The organism is Exiguobacterium sp. s91 (assembly GCF_018618915.1).
In the GTDB taxonomy this organism is placed as follows: domain Bacteria; phylum Bacillota; class Bacilli; order Exiguobacteriales; family Exiguobacteriaceae; genus Exiguobacterium_A; species Exiguobacterium_A abrahamii.
Genome location: NZ_JACSMZ010000003.1, coordinates 108,627 through 131,647, shown reverse-complemented (window position 1 = coordinate 131,647; position 23,021 = coordinate 108,627). Strand labels below are relative to the sequence as shown.

The window sequence follows — 23,021 nt, the reverse complement described above, 5'->3', positions numbered from 1 at the left end:
TTGAAAATAATCCCCAAAAATAGGTATGGTTACAAAGCACTAATTGTCTTAAAAGCAATTGATTAACGAAATAAAATAATCTATGATTTGAATATTCAGAAAAGTATAGTAATCAGATGCTTTTCACTACTACATAGGGGGTCAATTCACGTGGGAAAAAAGAAACAGCTTAGCCTAGCCGTTCTTTCTGGAATTACGGCAGCTGCATTTGCTGTTGGTCCGGTCTTACCTGGTGGGCAGGTAACGTCCGTACAAGCAGCAGAAAAAGTAGCACCTGGTGCACCGATGGATTTGAACACGGTCGATCAGGATCGATTAGCAAAAGTGCTTGAAAAACGTGGGGTCATCTCAAAAGCAGCTTCAGCAGAAGCAAAACAAAAAGCCGTTCAAAAGTATCTGGACAAAAAGGCGAACGGAAAACCGGCCGTCGATCATGACCACGATCATGAATCAAGTAAAGAAGCCGCGTTTGATAAGAAAACAAAAGACTTCTTAACAAAACAAAAGGAACAACTTGCTAAACAATTAAAGAAAAAACACGACAACTACAAAAAAGGTAATCCGAATGGCTTCGTCAAAGTGGATAAAGCAAAACAGGCAGCCTATAACGGTGCGACACGGACGGACAAAGTCCTCGTCCTTCTCGTCGAGTACAGCGACTTCAAGCACAACAACGTCGTTCAAGAGCCTGGATATATGTATTCAGATGACTTCAACCAAAAACATTATCAAGATTTAATGTTTGGTGATCAAGAGTTCGAACTCTTCAACGGAGACAAAGTAAAAACGTTCAAACAGTTCTATGAAGAACAATCAGGTGGTAGTTACTCGGTAGATGGTACGGTGTCCAATTGGTTGACTGTTCCTGGAACAGCAAAAGATTATGGTTCGGATAATCCTGCAGGTGGAAACGATAACTTGCCTGGCGCAAAAGGACCACGTGGTCTCGTCAAGGATTCCTTGAATGCAGCTGTTAAAGCCGGCATTAACTTAGCAGATTACGATAAGTTCGACCAGTACGATATGGACGGCGATGGCGACTTGAATGAGCCAGATGGTCTCGTCGATCACTTGATGATCATTCATGCTGGTACAGGACAAGAAGCAGGCGGCGGTAAGCTCGGTGACGACGCGATCTGGTCACACCGCTGGACACTTGGTAGCGTGTATCCTGTAGCGGATACGACGGCAAGCGTCAATTACTGGGGCGGAAAAATGGCTGCTTATGATTACACAGTTCAACCAGAAGATGGCGCAGTCGGCGTCTTCGCGCACGAATTTGGTCATGATCTTGGACTTCCTGATGAGTACGATACACAGTACACAGGTCAAGGTGAACCAGTTGCATCTTGGTCTATCATGAGTGGTGGTAGCTGGAATGGTAAAGTTGCTGGAACAGAACCAACAAGTTTCTCGCCACAAAACAAAGAGTTCTTCCAAAACGTGATGGGTGGAAACTGGGCGAACATCCAACAGATTGATTTTGATTCACTCACTAAGGCAGGAACGGCATCGTACCTCGACCAGAGTGTAACGAAATCAAAAAATCCAGGAATCATCAAAGTAAATCTACCGAAAAAACCAGTGAAAGGTATCACGCCGGCTTACGGTAAGAAGTATTACTACAGTACGAAAGGTGATGATCTTCATACGTCGATGACTTCACCAGAGTTCGATTTGACGAATGCAAAAGAAGCGAAGTTCGACTTCAAAGCCTTTTACGATGTTGAATTTGATTACGATTACTTGACAGTCACAGCTACTGCTGACGGTCAATCGAAAGTCATCGATAAAATCGGGGATCAAGATACAGATGGTGATCAGCGTGCTGAATCAACAAAAGGAGCATGGGTCGATAAATCATATGACCTGAGCGAATTTGCGGGTAAAAAAGTCACGTTGAAATTTGAATACGTGACAGATGGTGGACTTGCACTAGACGGATTTGCACTTGATAACGCGAAGTTGACAGTTGACGGTAAAGTCGTCTTTGAAGATGATGCAGAGGGTACTCCTAAGTTCACTCTAGATGGTTTCGTTGCTTCAGACGGTTTCTCTTATGCCGATAACGCGTACTACCTCGAATGGCGTAACTATGCAGGCTCGGATAAAGCACTCGAGCATGCACGAGGCGTTAAGTACAACACAGGTCTTGTCGTCTGGTATGGCGATTCAAGCTTCAACGATAACTGGGTTGGCGTACACCCAGGTGAAGGATTCCTCGGAGTCGTCGACTCACATCCTGAAGCAATCGTTGGAACACTCAACGGTAAGCCGGTTACGACAGGAAGCACACGTTACCAGATCGCAGATGCTGCTTTCAGTTATGATAAAGCACCTGCATGGCTCATCGATTCGCCATCACGTGGACTCTATGACTACAAAGGTCTCCCAGGTGTGACGAAGTTTGATGATTCGAAATCGTACATCAACCAGTTGATTCCGGACGCAGGGAAATTGCTTCCGAACAACGGACTGAAGATTCAAGTCATCGGTGAAGCGAAAGACAACTCTGCTGGAGCAGTCTGGATCCACCGTTAAAAACAGAAGAACAGGTTCAGTTTCGGCTGAACCTGTTTTTTATTTTAGTTATGTAGAAGAAGTGGAATCAATTGGAAAAAACATTGGTCTGACAACTTGACTTTTAAAGCGCATCCATTCTATACTTACGTTAGCTTAATATTGTTATTGTCATTACGGATTCACATCGTGTCACGAACAATCTTTTCGTTGCTCCATGTATTTCGGGACAATAATGAATTCTTTTCATATGCCCAGCATATGTATTAAGTAATTTATTTTTGGAGGTTGTTCCCATGAACACAGGTAAAGTAAAATGGTTTAACGCAGAAAAAGGTTTCGGTTTCATCGAAGTTGAAGGCGGAGAAGACGTATTCGTACATTTCTCAGCAATCACTGGTGAAGGCTTCAAAACTCTTGACGAAGGTCAAGAAGTTGAGTTCGAAATCACTGAAGGCGCACGTGGAGCACAAGCTGCTAACGTCGTAAAACTTTAATTTCAACTATTCAATCGTCCCTTTTCGGAGGGGCGGTTTTTTATTAGACTAATATCTTGAATTCAAGATAAATGTGAGATATACTCCAATTACCAAATCATTGACAAGGAGTGAGGAAGATGGAATTACTCGGAATTCATCATGTATCGATCTTAACAGGCATGGCGGAACGCAATTATCAATTCTACACACAAATACTTGGCATGCGTCTGATCAAAAAGACTGTCAATCAAGATGACACGACATCGTATCATCTGTTTTATGGAGATGCGGAAGGGAATCCAGGAACGGACTTGACGTTTTTTGATATTCCGCATCTTGGAACGGGTGTACCGGGGGCATCGAGTATCTCTTCGACATCGCTTCGTGTCAAAACAACGGCTGCACTTCATTTTTGGAAACGACGTTTTGAAGCGAAAGGTGTGGATCACGATGAAACCGTCGAGCGAGCAGGGCGCCAAACACTAGCCTTTCGTGATCAGGAAGGAACACGCTTGATTCTCGTCGCGGAAGATGGTGAGGCAGGTGTCGCAGGTGGTGTACCATGGCCGCAAGAAGAGATTCCATCGGAGCATGCCATTGTTGGACTGGGAGCTGTCACATTAACGGTCAACGATCCGACGTTGACGATTCGTGTTCTGACGGAAGTCATGGGATTCCGAAAAGTAGGTTCTTATCCATCTTTAGCAGGTGACTTTGAACCGATTGAAGTCTATGCAACTGGAGAAGGTGGTATCGGAGCAGAGGTTCATATTGAGGCACGTCCAGATCTCGACCGAGAACGTCTCGGTCGTGGTGGTGTGCATCACGTCGCGTTCCGAGTGCCGAACAGTGATGAATATGAAAAGTGGGTCGAACGCTTGAATTCTTATCACTTACCGAACTCCGGTAAAGTCGATCGTCACTATTTCCAAGCTCTTTACTTCCGGGAACCGAACCATATCTTGTTTGAGCTTTCAACAGACACACCAGGGTTCGCGACGGATGAGTCCGTTGAAACATTAGGAGAGACGCTTGCGTTACCACCGTTTCTTGAACCAAAGCGAGCTGCCATCGAAGCACGATTACGTCCACTCGAAATCTGACAATCCTGTGACACAGGTCACAGAAGGATCGTCCATCCCGTATACTAAGAACAGGAATCAAGAAAAAGGAGTGACGGGATGTTAAGAACTACGCTTGGGCAATTCCGAATGATTGCGATACTAGAAGGAATCTCGTTTTTAGTTTTACTGTTGATTGCGATGCCGTTAAAGTATATGGCGGATATTCCGCAAGCTGTTTCGGTCGTTGGCGCACTTCATGGTGTCTTGTTCGTCATGTATGCACTCTGGCTCGCGGTCGTGAAATTCAAATACGATTGGTCGATTATCAAGGCTGGGATTGCGTTCATCGCATCATTCATCCCGTTCGGTACATTCGTGCTCGACTGGAAGCTAAAACAGGAAGCAACAAACGCGTAAATTGTGTATACTGAATAGAGCACGGCTGTGGATAACTGTTTTTGTCTATGCGAAGCAGGTTATCCACAGCTTTTTTTCTGTGGATAATTTTTAGGAGGATATATCATGTCAACATTTGAAACATTACACATCAGCGATCTGTGGATAAAAAAATTACAAAAACAAGGCATCAAGGAGCCAACACCGATTCAAGAACAAGCGATTCCGTCATTACTCGACGGACGTGACTTGATTGGGCAGGCGCAAACGGGAACAGGAAAAACGTTAGCGTTTCTCTTACCAATCCTTGAGCAAATCGATGTCGAATCACAAACGGTTCAAGCATTGATTGTTGCACCAACACGTGAACTTGCGCGTCAAATTGCCGATGAGACGCATAAACTGATTCGGAACATGGAACAGTATCGTGCACTCGCTGTATACGGTGGACAAGACGTCTTTAAACAAATTCAACGACTCGGTCGGATGCCACAAATCATCATCGGGACACCAGGACGGATTCTTGACCATGTCGGTCGCGGCACACTTGATTTAAGTGAATTACGGACGCTTGTCTTGGATGAGGCGGACCAAATGCTGCAAATCGGTTTCTTGCCAGAAATCGAAGACATCATTGAAGCAGCACCGGTTGATCGTCAATTCGTCATGTTATCTGCAACGATGCCACCGAAAGTAGAGGAACTGGCGAAAACGTATTTGCGTAATCCAGTCGAAGTACAGGTGGAAGCGGAAAGCATCACTGTTGAAGCGATCGAACAGTTCGTCGTCGAGACGACGGATCGCCGCAAACAAGCGACACTGCGGACGATGCTTGACGAGATGCGTCCGTACGCAGCAATCATTTTCTGCCGTACGCAACGTCGCGTCAGTAAATTGAATGAAGAAATGCAGATGCAAGGGTATCCGACGGATGAATTGCATGGTGGGTTGACGCAAGGGAAACGAGAAAAGGCGATGGCGAAGTTCTATCAAGGAAAAACACAATTCCTGATCGCAACAGACGTCGCTTCGCGTGGACTCGATGTGACAGGTGTGACACACGTCTTCAACTACGATTTACCGGACGATGCGGAAAGTTATGTTCACCGGATCGGTCGGACAGGACGTGCCGGGAACGACGGAATTGCTGTTTCGATCGTGACACCAAAAGATGGTCGGACGTTCCGTGATATGGAGCGGGAATTGAATATCTCGGTCACGCCAATCGTCGTCGAATTATCTGAAGAAGCGATTCGCGCACAGCACGACCAAAGCAAAGGATCACGGAAGACGACAGAAGGACGTGGAAACACACGTCGTTCGAATAACCGTCGCCCGGGACGTGCACATCGTAAATAAACAGAAACAAGATAAAAGAGCCGGTCTACTTCTCTCATAAAAAGAGAAAATAGACCGGCTCTTGTTTTTATTTGGCGTAGACCATCTGACCACCGAGATGACCGGTATAAGCAAGCAACCCGCTACCGACGATCGCAACAACGAAACTAAGTAACAAAAACATTTTTTTGTTTGAGCGGTAACCCAATAACAGAAATAACAGCGAGACACCAAAGGCAAGAAGACTGAACAACGCGAAATGTTCATGATTTTCGATAGCAGCATGAGTAACACTGCTTAAGTTCGCTTCCGCATACTCTTCTGCTCCGTCTCCAGACAAATAGGCGACGACTCCGGAAATCAGACCGACGACTAACGTAAAAAGGGCAAACAGTTTGAATTGCGTCCACTTCAGACTGACGAGTAATAAGATCGTCGCAAATAATAAAAGTGCAATCGGTGCATGAACAAGAAGTGGATGAAGCGGTACGTTCCCCAACATATCAAAGACCTCCTTGGATAAGTATGGTAAAGCATAATTTCACTTTACTCTGCTTATCTGACAGTTAACTGACACCGTTTTAAAGAGTGGGGAAATGAATGATGAACCGTGTGCCTTCACCTAATGTGGAATCAATGGAAATCGTTCCACCATGTTGCTCCGCAATGGATTGAGCAATCGATAGCCCAAGACCGGTTCCTGTTCCGTGACGCGAATGGTCACCCCGGTAAAAACGCTCGAATATTTTAGTTTGTTGATTGGAAGCGATACCGATTCCACGGTCCTGTATCGTCAACTGGCGTTCTGTAGCAGTTTCTTCGAGGGAGACATCAATGGCTTCATCGCTGTAGACAAGAGCATTTTCAAGAAAGACCGTCAATAAGCGGTTCAATTGATGGGCATCCCCTTTCATGCGTAAGTCAGGCATTATCGAGGCGTGAATGACGCGATCCGAGTAGGCATGCTGAAAACGTTCGACGGTCTTTTGAACGAGTGAACTAAGGTCAACTTCCTGTTTCGGTGAAGGTTGTCCTTCTCGCGCAAGCAATAGTAAATCAGAGACTAAATACTGCATCCCTGCCGTTTCTGCTTTGATATCCTCTAGAATCGTGCGTCCTTCATTCGAAAGTGATTCCGCTTCTAGCAATTCAATCCCGCTATAGACGATTGTCAGAGGTGTCCGTAGTTCATGTGAAGCATCGGACGTAAAACGACGTTGGCGATCGAATGCTTGTTGCACCGGAATGACGGCTCGACCAGCAAGAATGTATCCGACTAGCGTCAGGACAATCGTTGCGAGCACCGCGATCCCCGCCAGAACGGCAATCAATCGCTGTAAGGTGTCTTCGGTCGGAGAGATGTCCTTCATCAGTAGTAGTCGTCCTTCTTCGGTACTCCGTTGATACAGCAAGAAGTGTCGATCATCCCATTCCACTTGTTTCGTCGTATCATTCGAGCTTAAAAAACGGCGTAGTGTTTTAGACTCGACGTCTGGCGGCAGACTTTCATAGCGTTCGTTTCCTGAACCATCGAGTAACTGGAAGTAGATCGGATTTCGAATGAATTGATCTTCCCCATGCTCGATCCGTTCGAAGATATCTCGATCAGATACGCCCTTCAATTGATTCAATTCCATCCGATTCAGCAATTGGGCGTTTGTGACATACACTCCGATCAGGATGAGGACTAGTACAAGAAAAAACGAACCACTGAATAACAAGGTTAGTCGTTTTCGAATCGATTCAAGCATGCGGATCACCTAAACGATAACCGAATCCGCGAACTGTCCGGATCAAATTAGGAGCTCCGACCGCATCTAATTTTTTCCGAACGAGTCGGACGAGCGCATCGAGCGCGTTATCCGTAATATCCGCTCCGATCCCCCATACGACTTCGATGATTAATTCACGACTCATCACCTGTTCAGGTCGTCTTAAGAGCAAAGAAAGGAATTCAAATTCACGTCGTGTTAAATCAATCGGATGATGTTTGTAGGAAATCGTTTGTGAGGACAGATCGAGGACTAGTCCATTGAAAGAGACCGTTGACACGAATGCCTTTTGTTGACGACGACTGAGCGCGCGCAAACGTGCCAGTAATTCATTCGATTGAAACGGTTTAACGAGATAGTCATCGGCTCCACTATCGAGACCATGAACGAGATCGATTTCCGTATCGCGAGCAGTCAGCATCAAGATGCCGCCTTCAAACTGTTCTTTCCGTAAGGTAGCGGCGACTTCGACTCCGCTCTTGCGAGGCATCATCCAATCGAGAACGAGTAAGTCATAGCGATACGTCTGACATTGGAGGAGCGCTTCCACTCCATCCTGCGCAACATCTACCTGATATCCTGCCCGCTCCAAATGGAGGCGTAACATCTTTGCAAGACGCTGATCATCTTCTGCTACCAAAACGCGCATGCACATCGCTCCTCTTTTTTTCTCATTATCCCATAGTTGCCGTCAGTTAGTTGTCAGTTTTTTTCGATACAGTAGACGTAACAAGAAGGGAGAGGAAACAGATGAAACCCAAACCATTTGCGAAATGGCTCGTCGGGCTTAGTAGTTCCGTCTTCATCGGACTCGCCATTGGTCAGTTGAGTGTTAGTTCGAACGATTCCTCGACGACACCTGTTTCGACAGGCGATACGTATTCGAACGATACGACATTACCATCTCAAGGGAATCAATATAGCGATGATGAAGGCGAATACGAAGGGGATGATGGATATTACGAAGAAGACGATGATGATCAATGGCAAGGTGATGAATCATCTGGCTTCAGTCAACCCGGTGGATCGAGTGACGGTCAGTCTAGCCATTCGAGGTAAGGAGGAGGAAGATGGAGCGACAATTGTATGCGATGCATAATCAGGTGCGATTCGTGACGGATCAGCCGATCGATGAAGCAGAATGGGAGGAACTTGTCCGATTCTTTCATTATGTGGATCGGCAGTGGTCACGCTTTGATGAGCAAAGTGAAGTCAGTCGATTGAATCGCTTACGGATCGGCGACACGTTATCGGTGTCCTTACCGTTAGCCCGCTTGCTTGCCCGCGCCACACGATATTTCGAGCAGACCGAACGTTATTTTTCCCCGTTCCTGCTGGCGCAACAACAAGCCAATGGCTATCGGCAATCATTTCCCTTCACACAAGCTGTCGCTTATGAAGAGGTTGCTCCACCAGAAATCGCTCCATTCATCATTGAAGGATGTGACGTGACTCGAGTCGGAGGCGGTTTTATCGACCTAGGTGGCATCGGAAAAGGAGCTGCCGCGATGATTGCAGCGCAACGACTACGAAAAAGCTGGAGTCGTGGATTGATTGAAGCGGGAGGTGACGTCATCGTCTGGTCCGAGGAGGAACCATGGAATATCACGATCACGCATCCCGAGACCGAACAACGCGTCGCTGACATGCAATTACGACAAGGTGCGATTGCGACATCGAACCGTGTCTATCGATCGTGGAAGACGGACGGACAGACGCATCATCATTTGTTAGATGGACGAACAGGACGTCCGACGAGAAGTCCGATTCTTCAAGTGACGGCATCTGCGCCACAACTCTATGAAGCCGAAGTCATGACGAAGCTTGCCTTTCAGATGACAGAGGCAGAACGTCAAGAAAAGCTGTTTCGTTGGTTTCCAAAAGGACGATTATTGATCTTGGATACTGCTGGGGAATGGCGAAGTGAACAGAAGGGAGTGAGTGAGATATGGACTGGATGAAATGGTTGTTCTCGACATGGACGATGATTCGATTGAGTGGATTAAGTGGGCACTTCTTCATGACGATTTCTGTCTTAGCGGGATTGCTCGGTTCCTACCCGGCACTCAAAAAACAAAAAGCACGACTGCATCACGTGCACTTATATAGTGGCTGGGCAGGTTTGCTCGCAATCGTCCTTCATGCGACGCTCATCATCGTCGATTCATACGCACCACTGACAATCTTTGAGGTCCTGATTCCGGGCCAAGCTTCTTATGAACCACTCTGGAATGCGCTAGGAACGATCAGTCTCTACTTATTCGGGTTCGTTCTCGTGACTTCGGATTTCTTGAAGGAGACGCTAGGCAAGACGCTTTGGAAATTGACACACTGGCTCGTCTTACCTGCTTGGCTATTAATGACGGCACACGGTCTATTCATCGGTACGGATACCGGAACCCTGTTTACGACGATCTGGTACGCTGTCTCAACACTGACGATGTTTACGCTCGTCCTATACCGGATGCGGATCCGTCCTGTGCAACGGACTCGAACTTCAGCAAAAGAGCGCTCAGTCGTACGCTGAGCGCTCTTTTCATTGTCGGGCGAGCCAAGCTGTCCATTCGTTAAAGGCAGCGTCCCGATTCTCGATATAGTTGTGATCACTATCGACGATCGCTTCCTCGAACGGACTGCCGGATAGCAATAAGTCATGATGGAGTGCTTTGATCGAAGTTTCGTCCCGTTCTGACGTCATAAGCAACATCGAGCGATCGGCTAGACGTTCTTTTAGCGTCAGTAAGTTCCAAGTCGTATGATGGTGCTTTAACTCATCGAGTAACGCGTCAGCAACGGCACCATTTAGGAAACCAGCTCCTCGTTCGAGTACACCGTGTAGCGCAGCTTCGTATTCCGGGTGTTCGAGGACGAGCTGACCGACGAGACCAAAATTAAACGGAGAGATCCCGACATAATGTGCAACCTCCGGTGTCTCAGCAAAAGCATGTAGACCGGCGAATCCACCCATGCTATGACCAACGACGGTAATCTGATCCGCCTTGATGCCATGTTCGTCAGTGAAATGCTCTGAGCAGACGTGCTGTAGTGTCGCGGTCGCGTCTTCCAAAACATGTTGGAATCGAAAGGTTCCAGGACTGCCGATCGTTCCACGATACGACGTGACGAGTACATGGTACCCTGCACTTTGAAGTTGAACTGCCCAGTCCATGTTCAACTGTTTCCCGGGAAATCCGTGGAAGAGGACAATCAGTGGAGCATCCGCTGTATGTTCAGGTGAATAGAGACGGGCAATCAATTGTTCTGAACCACCGCTTGGAACATGGAGATAGGATAGTGTTGCCTTTTTCGTGATCGTTTCCAAAAAAACACGCTCCTTCATAATCATTTTCTAAGTCTTAGTGTGCGTGAAGATGCACGATCATGCAATGATTAAGTGTGTGAACTAAAAAGATGGGATACCCTTCTGGGCATCCCATCTTTTGTATGATGTAGCTTAGAATACTTTTGTCGTCCATGATTCACAGTTCCATAAGTCTGTCGCAACAGCTTCATAGAATTCTGGTTCGTGTGAGATCAACAGGACTGTTCCTTTGTACTCTTGTAACGCACGTTTTAATTCTTCTTTGGCTTCGACGTCCAAGTGGTTTGTCGGCTCATCGAGTACGAGGATGTTCGATTCCGTATTCATCAATTTACAAAGACGGACTTTCGCTTTTTCCCCACCGCTGAGCACTTCGATTTTCGATTCGATGTGTTTCGTCATCAAACCACACTTCGCGAGCATGGCACGGACTTGTTGTTGTGTCAGAGACGGGAACGTATTCCAAATCTCTTCGATACACGTATTCGAGTTCTTCTCTTTAACTTCTTGTTCGAAGTACCCGATATGCAAGTTCTCTCCTCGCTCAACGACACCCGAGACAGCTGGAATTTCACCGAGCAAACTCTTGAGCAACGTCGATTTCCCGATTCCGTTCGCACCGTGCAACGCAATCTTCTGCCCACGTTCGATTGTCAGATCAAGAGGGCGCGAAAGTGGCTCATCGTATCCGATGACGAGACCTTTTGCTTCGAACATCAATTTACTTGGTGTCCGTGCTTGGAGGAAGTGGAACTCTGGTTTTGGACGCTCTTGCGCAAGTTCGATGACATCCATCTTATCGAGCTTCTTCTGACGTGACATCGCCATGTTCCGTGTCGAGACACGTGCCTTGTTCCGGGCAACGAAGTCCTTCAACTCAGAGATTTCCTGCTGTTGACGCTTGAACGCAGACTCGAGTTGCTTTTTCTTCGCTTCATGGATCGTAACGAAGTTGTCGTAATCACCGACATAACGATTCAATTCTTGATTTTCCATATGATAAATCAAGTTGATGACGCTATTGAGGAATGGAATGTCGTGCGAAATCAAGATGAACGCATTCTCATATTCATTCAAGTAGCGTTTCAACCATTCGATATGCTGGACATCGAGATAGTTGGTCGGCTCATCAAGTAAGAGAATGTCCGGTTTTTCAAGAAGGAGTTTGGCGAGCAGGATTTTCGTCCGCTGTCCACCACTGAGCTCTTGTACATCCCGGTCGAGTCCGATCTCATCGAGCCCAAGACCGCGCGCGATTTCTTCGACTTTTGCATCGATCGTATAGAAGTCGTTATTCGTCAGAATGTCCTGCAAGACGCCGACTTCTTCGAGCATTTTTTCCAGTTCCTCTGGCTCGACTTCGCCCATTTTACCGTACAAATCATTGATTTCCTGTTCGATGTCGAACATGTACTGGAATGCACCTTTAAGTGCATCGCGGATGGTTAATCCTTTTTCAAGGACAGCGTGCTGATCCAAATAACCAACGCGTACATGCTTCGCCCATTCGACTTTTCCTTCATCCGGCTCAAGTTGCGACGTAATGATGTTCATGAACGTCGATTTTCCTTCACCGTTCGCACCGACGAGACCGATGTGCTCGCCTTTTAACAGGCGGAAGGAGACATTTTCGAAAATGGCGCGGTCACCGAATCCGTGACTTAAGTTAGATACCGTTAAAATACTCATAATTACTCCTTATTTCATGAATTCCTGTGACTTAGACGCCTGTCCGTTTTTTCTGGTTGTTTGCTTTTTTCGTCTGTTGGCTCGTCAATTGTTTCGTTTGTGTTCCTTGTAAGCCAGTCGGACGTTTTGTTTGCGCTTGTTTTTTTGCTTTCAAGCGTTCAATCATTGCCTCTTGCAATGATAGTTTTTTTGGTTGTTCACTCATGTTCGTTCACCTCGATTGATTCGTTCTTACTTTCTAGTATGCCAAAAAAAACGTCTCTTGGAAATGAAGAGACCTGATTTTACATCTCAAAGTGTATCGGCAAGATAGACGACGTAACAATTCCGGTCGATATCGATTTCACAGCTGTCACGCTCAAACACACCGTGGCCTTCGACTTCGATCTTGTCCTTGATCAAAAAACGCATCGCTTGGACGTGATTCGGAACCGTTGATGTCTTTAAGAGCGGTTGCGCGCTGTCAGATAAATACTGTCTGAACTCGATATGAATTTGATGCGGTGGATAAACGCGTTCTTCTGTCGCACGTGGTGATGCTTTAATGTGGTCGACGATCAATTGATCATATTCACCTGCCATCTCATTGGAACGAAGCTCGTATTGATGTCCTTCGATGATATGGAATTCGCAGAGTTGGTGGGCAATGATCTCTTCCGGTTCGATCGCATAACGATCATATTGATAGATCGGATGGAATTCACCATTTTCTTCAACGTAGTAGGCAAGTGACATGCGTAAATCCTCCTTTTCGTTCTATAGATACTATTACCACATTGAAGGAAAAAAAGTTCCGACAGAACAAAGAAACTTTTCTCTCCAAAAAAGCGTATACTATCCATAACGAGAGTAAAAGGAAAGGGGACTGAGACGGTGAATTGGATGAAACAAGCGACACTAGCTGCAACACTGTTGATCGGAACGACACTGAGTGGGTGTGGATCGGATGATGCACGAGCGGAACGACCAGATGATCCGGATTGTGATGACTATGAGTATGATAATGATGAAGGCGTTTGGTACTGTGATGATAGTTCATCAACCCATTCAGGATACTATTACTGGGGCGGTAGTTATTTCGCATCACGTGCCTTGATGCATAGTGCGATGCGAACAAAAGGGTATACGCCGAAATCAAAAGAAGTAAAGAGTTATAACACGAAGACAAAGGGATTCGGAACAGGCTCATCTTCCGGCTTTTTCGGCGGATGAATAGACGACAAACCTTTTACGGAGACATCGATCGTTTTTGGGATGTGCTAGACGGGGAACCGTACGCTGTGACGGAAATCATGCCCATCTCGGACGAACGAATCGACCAACTGCATATCGCGGCGCAAGAAGTTTACAAGATATTTGAAAAAGTACTTCCGATTCTTCGCTCGATGGATGATGAGGCACTGCTCGAGCTGGGCTTTCCAGTTGAAAGTCTCGCTTTTTTGCGACTCGAGACGATGCGACCGTTGACCGTCATCGGACGCTTTGATTTCATTGCGACGGCAGATCGTATCTCACTCATGGAATGGAACGCGGATACGCCGACTTTCATTAAAGAAGTATTTGAAGTCAATGATGTCGTAGCGGAAAAACAAGGTTTTGAACGGGTCAACGATGGGGAAAACAAATGGCTGAAGGCAACTGTCCGTCGTGCGATCGAAGCCGCGATACATCGGACGAAACAGCATCCGCATGTCGTCTTCACCTCACATGGTGACCACATCGAGGATCGATTGACGGCTGAGTATTTGCAGTCGTTTTGGAGTGATGCGACCTATTGTCCACTTCATGCATTAGAGATTCGTCCGGAAGAAGGTCTGTACGATGAGGCTGGTAAAAGAATCGATATCTTATATCGTCAAACCTTTCCGATCGAGATGGCCTTACTTGACCGGGATGAGGACGGAAGAAATTTAGGACAATTACTCCTGCAACTCGTCGAGACGGGTCGACTCGAAATCATCAACCCGCCGTCTGCCTTTTTAATGCAAGCTAAGTCGGTTCTTGCATTGATCTGGATGTTGCATGAAGCCAATCATCCGTACTTGAGCGAAACGGACCATATGACGATTACGCGTTACTTTTTACCGACGTACTTATCCGCTGATCCATTCATTTCAAGCCAGCGATCATTCGTTAAAAAACCAATCTTCGGGCGTGAAGGAGATACCGTGACGGTCCATGATGGACAAGGACATATCATGCTAAAGAATGAACAGCATACGTTTCGTGATCAACCGGCTGTTTATCAAGCGTATCAAGAATTACCGACGTACTCACTTCAGGAAGAGGGAGAAGTCGCGTATATGTATGGTGTCTTTATTTTAGGAGGAAGACCAAGTGCGATTGGTGTACGTGCCGGAGAACGGATTACTGGAAACCGTTCCTATTTCGTACCAATTGGTCGACAGCATGAAGGAGGGAGAAACGTATGAGAGCAGCAATTTTAGGAGCATCTGGTCTAGTCGGACAAGAACTCGTCGATCGTTTGTTGGCAGAAGATACGTATAGCGAGGTACATGTTCTCGTTCGCCGCCCGATGCGCCGTTTTCATCCGAAATTGGAAGAATGGGTGATTGATTTTGATCGTGTGACAGAAATTGAACTACCTGTCGTCGACCATGTCTATTGTGCACTGGGCACGACGATCAAACAAGCAGGATCACAAGAGGCATTTCGTCAGGTTGACTACACATATCCGATTGAACTTGGCCGTGAATTGTTAGACCTCGGGGCGACACGATTTGCCTTAATTTCGGCGCTCGGTGCCCATCCGAATGCCAAAACCTTCTACAATCGCGTAAAAGGGGACACGGAAAACGGATTACGTGTACTGGGGTATGACGCGTTATTGATTTTTAGACCATCCTTGTTATTAGGGGATCGAGATGAATTCCGCTTAGGCGAACAAGCGGCTGCGAAAATTTCGACGGTCTTACGCCCCTTGTTGAAGCGGAGCGCCATTGCTCCGATCGAAGCTGGTCAAGTCGCTGCGGCGATGATCCGTGAAACATTACATGCACCGCCTGGAATTACAATCATCGAATCGAAACAGATGCAATCCTGAGCAGTCGAGTAGTCGACTGCTCTTTTTGTTATTCTTGTAACGTAAATAATATTTGACTCGTCAAATGATTTGCGGTTGAATGGTAAAGTGCTGTCTCATATATAAAAAAAGAAGTGAGACAATTCAGGCAAAACAGTGTATTCGTATCCTATCTGTTTCGTCACGCTTATCGTTTGGGGAAAGCGGGAAAAGATGATGGATTATGCACTTATTTAGGATTGATGAAAGGAGCCGATCATATGGCAGAGTTTGATCGCGATCAGGTCTATAAGACCGTTCCGCAAAAAGGATTCTTCGGGAATCCGAAAGGGTTGTTCACCCTCTTCTTCACTGAGTTTTGGGAGCGTTTCTCCTACTATGGCATGCGTGCCATCCTTATCTTCTATATGTACGATTCAGTTGCCAACGGTGGTCTAGGTATCGATAAGACGACAGCTGCGTCAATCATGGCCGTTTATGGTTCGCTCGTCTACATGTCAGGGATCATTGGGGGATGGGCAGCTGACCGTTTACTCGGTACGTCACGCACCGTCTTCTATGGCGGTATCTTGATCATGCTAGGGCATATCGTCCTTGCTTTACCAGCAGGCATTACAGCCCTCTTCATCTCGATGGGACTTATCGTTATCGGTACTGGTTTCTTGAAACCGAACGTATCGAATATCGTCGGTGATTTGTACAGCAAGACGGATAACCGCCGCGATGCTGGTTTTAGTATCTTCTATATGGGGATCAACGCTGGGGCATTCCTCTCACCACTCGTCGTCGGTGAAGTGGCTGACCGCGGTGGATATCACGCTGGTTTCGCACTCGCTGCCATCGGGATGTTCGCAGGACTTGTCGTCTTCGTCTTGACGAAAAAGAAAAACCTTGGTCAAGCGGGTACGTATGTCTTGAACCCATTAAAAGGGGACGAGAAAAAACGCTTCATCACGATCGCATCAATCGTTGTCGTCGTCGTTGCGGTACTCGGTGTCGTTGCATCGATGACAGGACTGTTGACGATTTCTCGTTTTACTTTAATGGTCACGATTCTCGGGATCTTGATTCCGATCGCTTACTTCACAGTCATGCTTCGTAGTCCAAAGATCACGGATGATGAGCGCTCACGTTTGATTGCGTATATTCCGCTCTTCATCGCAGCAGCGATTTTCTGGGCAATCCAAGAACAAGGTTCATACGTCCTCTCCATCTTCGCAAGTGAACGGACGAACCTTTCATTCTTAGGATTCGAGATTCAGCCGGCATTCTTCCAATCGTTGAATCCGCTCTTCATCATCGTATTAGCACCTGTTTTTGCGAGCTTCTGGGTCAAACTCGGTGACCGTCAACCAACGACGATGCAAAAGTTCTCGTTTGGTCTTCTGTTCGCCGGACTTTCGTTCATCGTCATGACACTACCAGGTATCCTGTTCGGTGTGGAGACGTCAGTTAGTCCACTCTGGCTTGCACTGAGCTTCTTCCTCGTCGTCATCGGTGAGCTCTTCTTGTCACCAGTCGGTCTATCGGCAACAACAAAACTGGCGCCGGCAGCCTTCTCAGCGCAAACGATGAGTCTGTGGTTCTTGACGAACGCAACAGGTCAAGCGGTCAACGCACAAATCGTTAAATACTACACGAATGACACGGAGATTTTGTACTTCGGTATCACAGGTATCGTTGCCGTCATCTTCGGATTACTCTTGTTCGCTTTCGCACCAAAACTTCAAAAATACATGCGCGGTATTCGCTGATGCATGAAAAAAGACGCTTTCTCAATCGAGAAAGCGTCTTTTTATTAATCATTCGTCCGGATATGGCGTAACCCTTCTGCGAGCAAGGCGACCAATGTTCCGAGGACGAGACCGTTTGACATCAGGGTCGTCACGAGTGGCGGTAAATCGGCCGTTGCTCCTTTTGGTAGTAACAACGCACCGATGCCGACAAGGACCGGGAGACCGACCGTGATCATCGCCGTTTGACGATTCAAGTCGCGGGCTGCTTCCGTGACGCCGATGATTGCCATTCCGGCAACGATCGGTGCGACCATCGCATAACCGACAGCGACGGGGATTTTAGCGATCAATCCGACGAATGGTGTCACGATACTGAGGAAGAGACACGTGATATTCGCATAGACGAACGCTTTGCGGTCCGTGTTATCTGTTGAAGCAATGAACCCAGCCGTTCCGGAAATGGCGACAGGACCCACCGTACCGAACAGACCAGCGAAGAGTTGTCCGATACCAGCCGTGATACCAGCTGTTCCGACTTGTCCTTTGACGGTTTCACCACGCTTGGCACTGATGATCCGTTCGATGACCTTGATGTTCGCTAAGACGTTCGTCATTAACAACAACGAGATGATGAGAGCTGTCGGTAATAAGCTCCAGTCGACATGAATACCGCCGAACGGCAATAAACTCGGTAAAGTGAACAGTGGACCATCGAAACTTGGCATCTCGGCACGACCGATCAATGCAAACATGCTCCAACCGACGAGTAGCGTGATTAATAAAGCGTACTGGCGTAAGCGATCACTTCGTTCTAAATAAAGCGAGATCAAGACCGTCAGAATCGAGATGACGGCAGGTAATACTTGAATTCGTCCATCCTCGATATTGAGCAATCCTTTCATAACGGATCCGGACAGTTGTGCCGACAGCAGTAGCATGTAGACACCGATGACTTGCGGTGTAAAAAGAGGGACTAAGCGCCGTAATACACCCGTCATCGTCAAGACGATACAGATGATACCGCTGAGTAGGAGTAAGAATCCAAGCGACTGTAAAGTGTTTGAATAACTGCCGTACAATGTGACACCAATCGACGAATAGAGGGCAAATACACCCCACCAAATTCCAGCAGGACCTTCCATGATCGGTAGACGGTGTCCGAGCAGGACTTGAAAGAGACTTAAGATGGCAAATACGAATAGACAACGAGATAAGAAGGAAAGCGTCTCGGCACCCGAGAGTTCAAACGATGCTGCGATGGCAAGGGGCGGGGCAATGTTAGTACAGATGATGAATAAAAACCATTGAATCGTAGACACAAGGGTACGCGGCAAAACGTGAATCTCCTTTCGAAAAAACAATATTGGTTTCATCTTAAACCAATTCATGAAAAAGCGATAGGGATGCTTACAATGACTGAAAATTCTAATATTTGTTTTCATATGTGATTTAACACATAATGTGGGGTATAACGGTAACGGGAGGGAATGAAATGAAAAAATGGAGTATACGAATCATTGGAACGATTGCTGCGCTGTTGGCACTGCTCGTATTTGTATTCATGATCTGGGCGCAGTTCGATTATGATGCATCTCCCCAAGCGATATCTTACGTGGAGACAGCTACACCACGTGAAGTGACATTTGGAAAGAAGACGAGTGACGTCGGATTCATCTTTTATCAAGGGGCAAAAGTCGATGCAGCGGCCTACAGTTATTACGGCAAGCAACTAGCGAAAGACGGGCACTTCGTCGTCATCCCGAAGCTACCGTTTCGGATTGCGTTGCTTGACTCAAGCGAAGGACTCGATGTCATCGAGGAGTATCCACAGGTCAAAAAGTGGTATCTGATCGGGCATTCGCTCGGTGGAAGCGCAGCTTCGACGATCGTCGAACAACATCCGAAAATTAAAGGAATCGTTTTCCTCGCGTCCTATCCGATTGATTCGATTGATGTGCCCTCGTTGACGATTTATGGTGGACGAGATGGTGTCTTACCAGTCGCTGATATCGAAAAAAGTAAACAGGACGTTCGAAAAGATGCCGTATTCCATGAAATCAAGCAAGGGAACCATGCGAACTTTGGTATGTACGGTCGACAAAAAGGGGATAACAGCAGCCCATTAACGCCAAAAGAACAACAGGACGAGTCGTTAGATGAAATCAAACGATTTATCGATACACCTTAATCAATTCTCTAGTGAATAAACGACTCATCAATCAAATGAAAAGGATGGAGAGATTCTGGCACTGGGTCCGGAATCTCTCCATCCTTATTTCTACTGAGTCATCGATTCAATTCAAGCGATGAGCGACTTCGTCGAGCGTTGGCAAAGCAGCCATCGCTCCTTTGACGGAAGCAGCAAGTCCGCCTGAAATCGCTGCGAATCGACCGATGTCGCGAAGTTCATCTTCAGACCAATCAAACGAAAAATCGCGTAACGCGCACTGGTAGAGTAAACCGGACATGAAGGCATCTCCAGCTCCTGTCGTATCGATTGCGTCGACCGTAATCGCATCGATGACAGCCATCGCACGATCCGTATAGAGAATCGATCCTTCACTTCCTCGCGTGATGGCAAGAAGACGAATCGGATATTCAGCTAACAATTCAGCAGCCCCGTCATCAAGATTCGTTTGTCCAGTTAGAAACGTCAATTCTTCCTCAGCAAGTTTGACGATTTGTGCATCCGGTAGGACAGACCGGATCGTCGTCCGCGCTTCGTCAAGATTCGGCCATAGCGACTCTCGTAAGTTCGGATCGTAAGAGACTGGTACTTGGTGCGCTTTTGCACGTGCGATGGCTTTTCGTGTCGCGTTGACGGATTCTCCAGTGATCAAAGAGATCGAACCGATGTGTAATAAATCGACGGACGTGAAATCCTCCGGTACATGTGTTTCGTGGAATTGCATATCAGCGCGCTCCGCGTTGATGAACTCGAACGACCGCTCTCCATCCTGACCGTTCGTAACGAGCACAAGTCCTGTTTTTTGCGTCGAATCGTGGGCGAGATGATCGGTACGAACACCATAATGATGTAACGTATCTTTCAAGAAGTGTCCCATCGAATCATCACCGACAGCTCCAAGAAAATAACTATCAGCGCCTAATCGAGCGAGTCCGACAGAGACATTGGCAGGAGCACCTCCAGGATTTTTTTGAAACGTCATGTTTTCAGCATCAAGAGGAATCAAATCAATCAATGCTTCCCCTAAACTAAAGATTTTCATACGTAGAACTCCTTTCAAGATCCGGACGAATCCGTTCGATGTGTAAAGCCATATAGCCGATTTCTGATTCAGGTACACGTGTATCGAGTTCGACAGTCAACCAATTGCCCATTTGACTCGCACAGGCATAAGCCTCAGCATAACGTGTTTTGACGGCAGATAAAATCACATCATCCATGTCGTGTAAGGTTTCTCCTTGTTCAATCCGGGCGAGGACCAATTTCATGTGCGTAAAGAAACGATAATACGTCATCGATGAGGTCTCGATCGTTTGTCCAAAAAAGACTTCGATCTGTTCACGTAGTTCATTGAGTAACGTAACCGTCTGCAACGCAGTGGCCATATTCGGATGCGTTTGGCGTGCATTGTATAAGTGAAGCGCGATGTTCGCAGCTTCTTCTTTCGGTAGCGTGACCTGTAAGGCACGCTCGATCTCAAGAACTGCCCATTCTCCAATCGCATACTCCGGTCCATACAAAAGGCGAATCTCTTCTGCCAATCGATTATGCACGACGAGTTGTTCACGTGCTAATCGTACGGCATGAGCAAGGTGGTCCGTCAGACTGACGTGAATATAGTCATGAAACGGCGTTTGGAGCTCACCTTCTGCATGTGAGATGATGCGTTCCGATAAATCAATGATCTCAAGTGGTGTCGTTGTCAGAATCTCTTTGAACTGTTCTGCATTTTCAAATGAAGGGATGAACATTTTTTCGATCTTCGTCGCTTGAATCGGATCTTTTTTCTTTTTTCCAAAAGCAATGCCTGGTCCCATGACGATGCGTTCCTGTCCATTTTCTTTGACGACAACAGCGTTGTTATTGAGGATCTTATGAATAATCAGCCTGACGTCCTCCTTTCCGATCTTTTCTTTTATTATAAAGCGAACTTCAGCGCTTTGCGAACCGACAAATGCGACCACCGAGCCCGAGGACTCGGTTTGGTCGCATGAAGGATTAAGCAGCAACGTCCGTTTCTTTTTGTTTCCGTGCATCGAGACGCATCAAGACGACAGTCGAGATGAAAGCAGTGACGACTGCAATGGCGAACCCGACGAGATAGTTGATCAAGTTTGACGCACCGAGTGGCGCGACGATCGCAATCATCGGAATTCCAGTTAATCCATAAGCGTTCGCAGCGACTTGTGTCAAGACGACATAACCGCCACCGATCGCACCACCAATGGCACCACCGATGAATGGTTTTCCAAGACGTAAGTTGACACCGTAGATGACGGGTTCTGTGATTCCGAGAAATGCTGAGAACGCAGACGGTAGGGCGAGTGCTTTGAGTTTAACGTTCTTCGTCAAGAAGTAAACGGCAAGTCCGGCACCACCTTGAGCGACATTCGCCATCGACCAAATCGGTAAGAGGAAGTTCTTTCCGATACTCTTATCTGCAAGTAATCCTGCTTCAATCGCATGGAAACTATGGTGCATCCCTGTGATGACGATTGTCGAATAAAGTCCACCGAAGAGAAGACCGGCGACGACTGAGAACTGTTCATAGAAGAAGACGAGTACGAATGAAATGCCTTTTCCGAGTAACGTTCCGATCGGACCAATGACGATCAATGCCAGGAATCCAGTGACGAGAACCGTAACGAACGGTGTCACGAGTAAGTCAAGCGTTTCGGGTGTCCGTTTCCGGACTTGTTGTTCAATCTTTGCCATGACCCAAACGGTTAAGAGAACCGGGAAGACCGTTCCTTGATAACCGATCAACTCGATGTTCATTCCGAGGAACTTCATGACTTCCGGATCACTATTACCGAGCGTCCAAGGGTTTAAGAGGGACGGGTGTGTCATGATCCCCCCGATGACGGCACCGAGGTACGGGTTCGCACCGAATTCACGGGCTGCCGAGAAACCGATCAGGATCGGTAGGATGATGAAGGCAGAAGACGAGAACATATCCAGTAGTTGGACGATCGGTGAATCACCGTCAACCCAACCGAAGGCCTTGATCATACCGAGTAATCCCATCAAGAGACCGGCTGCGACGATTGCTGGAATGAGTGGAACGAAGACGTTCGAGAGCGAGCGGGCAAGACGGGCGAACGGATTTAATTTTTGCGATGCAGCCTTTTTAACGTCGAGTGGTTCTTCTCCATCGACCTTTACACCGGCAAGTGGTGCAAACGCAGCAAATACCTTGTTGACGGTACCGGTTCCAAAGATGATTTGGTATTGACCAGAACTTGAGAAGGCGCCGCTGACACCATCTAAGTCTTCAAGTGCTGCTTGATCGACCTTTGATTCATCATGCAAGACAAGACGTAAACGCGTCGCGCAATGAGCAGCAGTGATGATGTTCTCGCGTCCACCGACGAGTTCGAGCACACGTTTAGCAGTTTGTTGATAATCCATCGGAAAAGTCCTCCTTTTTCATGAAACGTGCTGAATGAGACAAAAAAAGGCAAGACCGAACAA

Annotated in this window: 24 protein-coding genes; 13 read left to right on the top strand and 11 right to left on the bottom strand. The window is 46.9% G+C overall.

Annotated features, from left to right (window positions below):
• The first annotated feature begins 150 nt into the window (after positions 1-150).
• The 5 genes from KNQ06_RS13835 (at position 151) to KNQ06_RS13815 (ending at position 5,818) form a co-directional block, all read left to right on the top strand.
• Positions 151-2,541 carry an immune inhibitor A domain-containing protein gene (locus KNQ06_RS13835; RefSeq protein WP_149428028.1) on the top strand — a complete coding sequence of 797 codons (2,391 nt, stop codon included), beginning with the start codon at positions 151-153 and terminating at the stop codon, positions 2,539-2,541.
• 275 nt (positions 2,542-2,816) lie between these two features.
• Positions 2,817-3,017 carry a cold-shock protein gene (locus KNQ06_RS13830; RefSeq protein WP_023469752.1) on the top strand — a complete coding sequence of 67 codons (201 nt, stop codon included), beginning with the start codon at positions 2,817-2,819 and terminating at the stop codon, positions 3,015-3,017.
• Between the two features lie 119 nt (positions 3,018-3,136).
• Complete coding sequence (locus tag KNQ06_RS13825) at positions 3,137-4,102, top strand: ring-cleaving dioxygenase (protein ID WP_215148585.1); 966 nt, start codon at positions 3,137-3,139, stop codon at positions 4,100-4,102.
• Positions 4,103-4,180: 78 nt separating this feature from the next.
• Complete coding sequence (locus tag KNQ06_RS13820; protein ID WP_050677188.1) at positions 4,181-4,480, top strand: DUF3817 domain-containing protein; 300 nt, start codon at positions 4,181-4,183, stop codon at positions 4,478-4,480.
• A gap of 105 nt (positions 4,481-4,585) precedes the next feature.
• Entirely contained in the window at positions 4,586-5,818 is a 1,233-nt protein-coding gene (locus tag KNQ06_RS13815; RefSeq protein WP_050677187.1) for a DEAD/DEAH box helicase, read from the top strand.
• A 67-nt stretch (positions 5,819-5,885) separates the two neighbouring features.
• Here KNQ06_RS13815 and KNQ06_RS13810 read toward each other — a convergent pair whose 3' ends face one another.
• The 3 genes from KNQ06_RS13810 to KNQ06_RS13800 all read right to left on the bottom strand — a co-directional run bounded on the left by KNQ06_RS13810 (position 5,886) and on the right by KNQ06_RS13800 (position 8,218).
• The gene (locus KNQ06_RS13810; RefSeq protein ID WP_149428026.1) at positions 5,886-6,299 is read right to left on the bottom strand and encodes a DUF2231 domain-containing protein; all 414 of its coding nucleotides are present in this window, start codon (positions 6,297-6,299) and stop codon (positions 5,886-5,888) included.
• Between the two features lie 79 nt (positions 6,300-6,378).
• The gene (locus KNQ06_RS13805; RefSeq protein ID WP_214725141.1) at positions 6,379-7,548 is read right to left on the bottom strand and encodes a sensor histidine kinase; all 1,170 of its coding nucleotides are present in this window, start codon (positions 7,546-7,548) and stop codon (positions 6,379-6,381) included.
• Positions 7,541-8,218, bottom strand: a complete 678-nt coding sequence (locus KNQ06_RS13800) for a response regulator transcription factor (RefSeq protein WP_149428024.1) — start codon at positions 8,216-8,218, stop codon at positions 7,541-7,543. The genes KNQ06_RS13805 and KNQ06_RS13800 overlap by 8 nt, the downstream gene beginning before the upstream one ends.
• A gap of 101 nt (positions 8,219-8,319) precedes the next feature.
• Here KNQ06_RS13800 and KNQ06_RS13795 point away from each other — a divergent pair, with 101 nt between their 5' ends.
• Genes KNQ06_RS13795 through KNQ06_RS13785 form a run of 3 tightly spaced genes read left to right on the top strand, consistent with a single transcriptional unit; the run spans position 8,320 to position 10,096 of the window.
• Positions 8,320-8,628 carry a hypothetical protein gene (locus tag KNQ06_RS13795; protein ID WP_058704368.1) on the top strand — a complete coding sequence of 103 codons (309 nt, stop codon included), beginning with the start codon at positions 8,320-8,322 and terminating at the stop codon, positions 8,626-8,628.
• Between the two features lie 11 nt (positions 8,629-8,639).
• Positions 8,640-9,530: an FAD:protein FMN transferase gene (locus KNQ06_RS13790; RefSeq protein WP_149428023.1), complete on the top strand. Its 891-nt coding sequence runs from the start codon at positions 8,640-8,642 to the stop codon at positions 9,528-9,530.
• A complete protein-coding gene (locus KNQ06_RS13785) occupies positions 9,518-10,096 on the top strand; it encodes a ferric reductase-like transmembrane domain-containing protein (RefSeq protein WP_133208422.1) in 579 nt (192 codons plus the stop codon). Before KNQ06_RS13790 ends, KNQ06_RS13785 begins: the two co-directional genes overlap by 13 nt.
• 9 nt (positions 10,097-10,105) lie before the next feature.
• Here KNQ06_RS13785 and KNQ06_RS13780 read toward each other — a convergent pair whose 3' ends face one another.
• The 4 genes from KNQ06_RS13780 to KNQ06_RS13765 form a co-directional block, all read right to left on the bottom strand.
• Complete coding sequence (locus KNQ06_RS13780; protein WP_215148583.1) at positions 10,106-10,891, bottom strand: alpha/beta hydrolase family protein; 786 nt, start codon at positions 10,889-10,891, stop codon at positions 10,106-10,108.
• 132 nt (positions 10,892-11,023) lie between these two features.
• Positions 11,024-12,580 carry an ABC-F family ATP-binding cassette domain-containing protein gene (locus KNQ06_RS13775; RefSeq protein WP_023469741.1) on the bottom strand — a complete coding sequence of 519 codons (1,557 nt, stop codon included), beginning with the start codon at positions 12,578-12,580 and terminating at the stop codon, positions 11,024-11,026.
• 31 nt (positions 12,581-12,611) lie between these two features.
• Positions 12,612-12,785, bottom strand: a complete 174-nt coding sequence (locus KNQ06_RS13770; protein ID WP_023469740.1) for a hypothetical protein — start codon at positions 12,783-12,785, stop codon at positions 12,612-12,614.
• An 86-nt stretch (positions 12,786-12,871) separates the two neighbouring features.
• On the bottom strand, positions 12,872-13,315 hold the full coding sequence (locus KNQ06_RS13765; protein WP_058704372.1) for a hypothetical protein: 444 nt from the start codon (positions 13,313-13,315) through the stop codon (positions 12,872-12,874).
• A gap of 147 nt (positions 13,316-13,462) precedes the next feature.
• On the opposite strand from KNQ06_RS13765, the gene KNQ06_RS13760 reads away from it, so the two are divergent.
• The 4 genes from KNQ06_RS13760 to KNQ06_RS13745 all read left to right on the top strand — a co-directional run bounded on the left by KNQ06_RS13760 (position 13,463) and on the right by KNQ06_RS13745 (position 17,377).
• Positions 13,463-13,792: a hypothetical protein gene (locus KNQ06_RS13760; protein ID WP_035395686.1), complete on the top strand. Its 330-nt coding sequence runs from the start codon at positions 13,463-13,465 to the stop codon at positions 13,790-13,792.
• Positions 13,789-15,012 (top strand): glutathionylspermidine synthase family protein, encoded by a 1,224-nt coding sequence (locus tag KNQ06_RS13755; RefSeq protein ID WP_214725137.1) that lies wholly within the window; start codon positions 13,789-13,791, stop codon positions 15,010-15,012. Before KNQ06_RS13760 ends, KNQ06_RS13755 begins: the two co-directional genes overlap by 4 nt.
• Positions 15,009-15,644, top strand: coding sequence for a Rossmann-fold NAD(P)-binding domain-containing protein (locus KNQ06_RS13750; RefSeq protein ID WP_149428020.1), 636 nt, complete (start codon positions 15,009-15,011; stop codon positions 15,642-15,644). The genes KNQ06_RS13755 and KNQ06_RS13750 overlap by 4 nt, the downstream gene beginning before the upstream one ends.
• Before the next feature lie 239 nt (positions 15,645-15,883).
• On the top strand, positions 15,884-17,377 hold the full coding sequence (locus KNQ06_RS13745) for a peptide MFS transporter (RefSeq protein WP_215148580.1): 1,494 nt from the start codon (positions 15,884-15,886) through the stop codon (positions 17,375-17,377).
• A 44-nt stretch (positions 17,378-17,421) separates the two neighbouring features.
• On the opposite strand, the gene KNQ06_RS13740 is transcribed toward KNQ06_RS13745, so the two are convergent.
• Positions 17,422-18,693 (bottom strand): purine/pyrimidine permease, encoded by a 1,272-nt coding sequence (locus KNQ06_RS13740; RefSeq protein WP_023469734.1) that lies wholly within the window; start codon positions 18,691-18,693, stop codon positions 17,422-17,424.
• A gap of 158 nt (positions 18,694-18,851) precedes the next feature.
• Between KNQ06_RS13740 and KNQ06_RS13735 the strand changes: the two genes are divergently transcribed.
• On the top strand, positions 18,852-19,547 hold the full coding sequence (locus KNQ06_RS13735) for an alpha/beta hydrolase (protein WP_215148578.1): 696 nt from the start codon (positions 18,852-18,854) through the stop codon (positions 19,545-19,547).
• A gap of 106 nt (positions 19,548-19,653) precedes the next feature.
• On the opposite strand, the gene KNQ06_RS13730 is transcribed toward KNQ06_RS13735, so the two are convergent.
• The 3 genes from KNQ06_RS13730 to KNQ06_RS13720 all read right to left on the bottom strand — a co-directional run bounded on the left by KNQ06_RS13730 (position 19,654) and on the right by KNQ06_RS13720 (position 22,958).
• Positions 19,654-20,589: a carbohydrate kinase family protein gene (locus KNQ06_RS13730; protein ID WP_215148576.1), complete on the bottom strand. Its 936-nt coding sequence runs from the start codon at positions 20,587-20,589 to the stop codon at positions 19,654-19,656.
• Positions 20,576-21,418 (bottom strand): PRD domain-containing protein, encoded by an 843-nt coding sequence (locus KNQ06_RS13725; RefSeq protein ID WP_231681717.1) that lies wholly within the window; start codon positions 21,416-21,418, stop codon positions 20,576-20,578. The genes KNQ06_RS13730 and KNQ06_RS13725 overlap by 14 nt, the downstream gene beginning before the upstream one ends.
• A 127-nt stretch (positions 21,419-21,545) precedes the next feature.
• Positions 21,546-22,958, bottom strand: a complete 1,413-nt coding sequence (locus tag KNQ06_RS13720; RefSeq protein WP_023469730.1) for a sucrose-specific PTS transporter subunit IIBC — start codon at positions 22,956-22,958, stop codon at positions 21,546-21,548.
• Positions 22,959-23,021 lie beyond the last annotated feature (63 nt).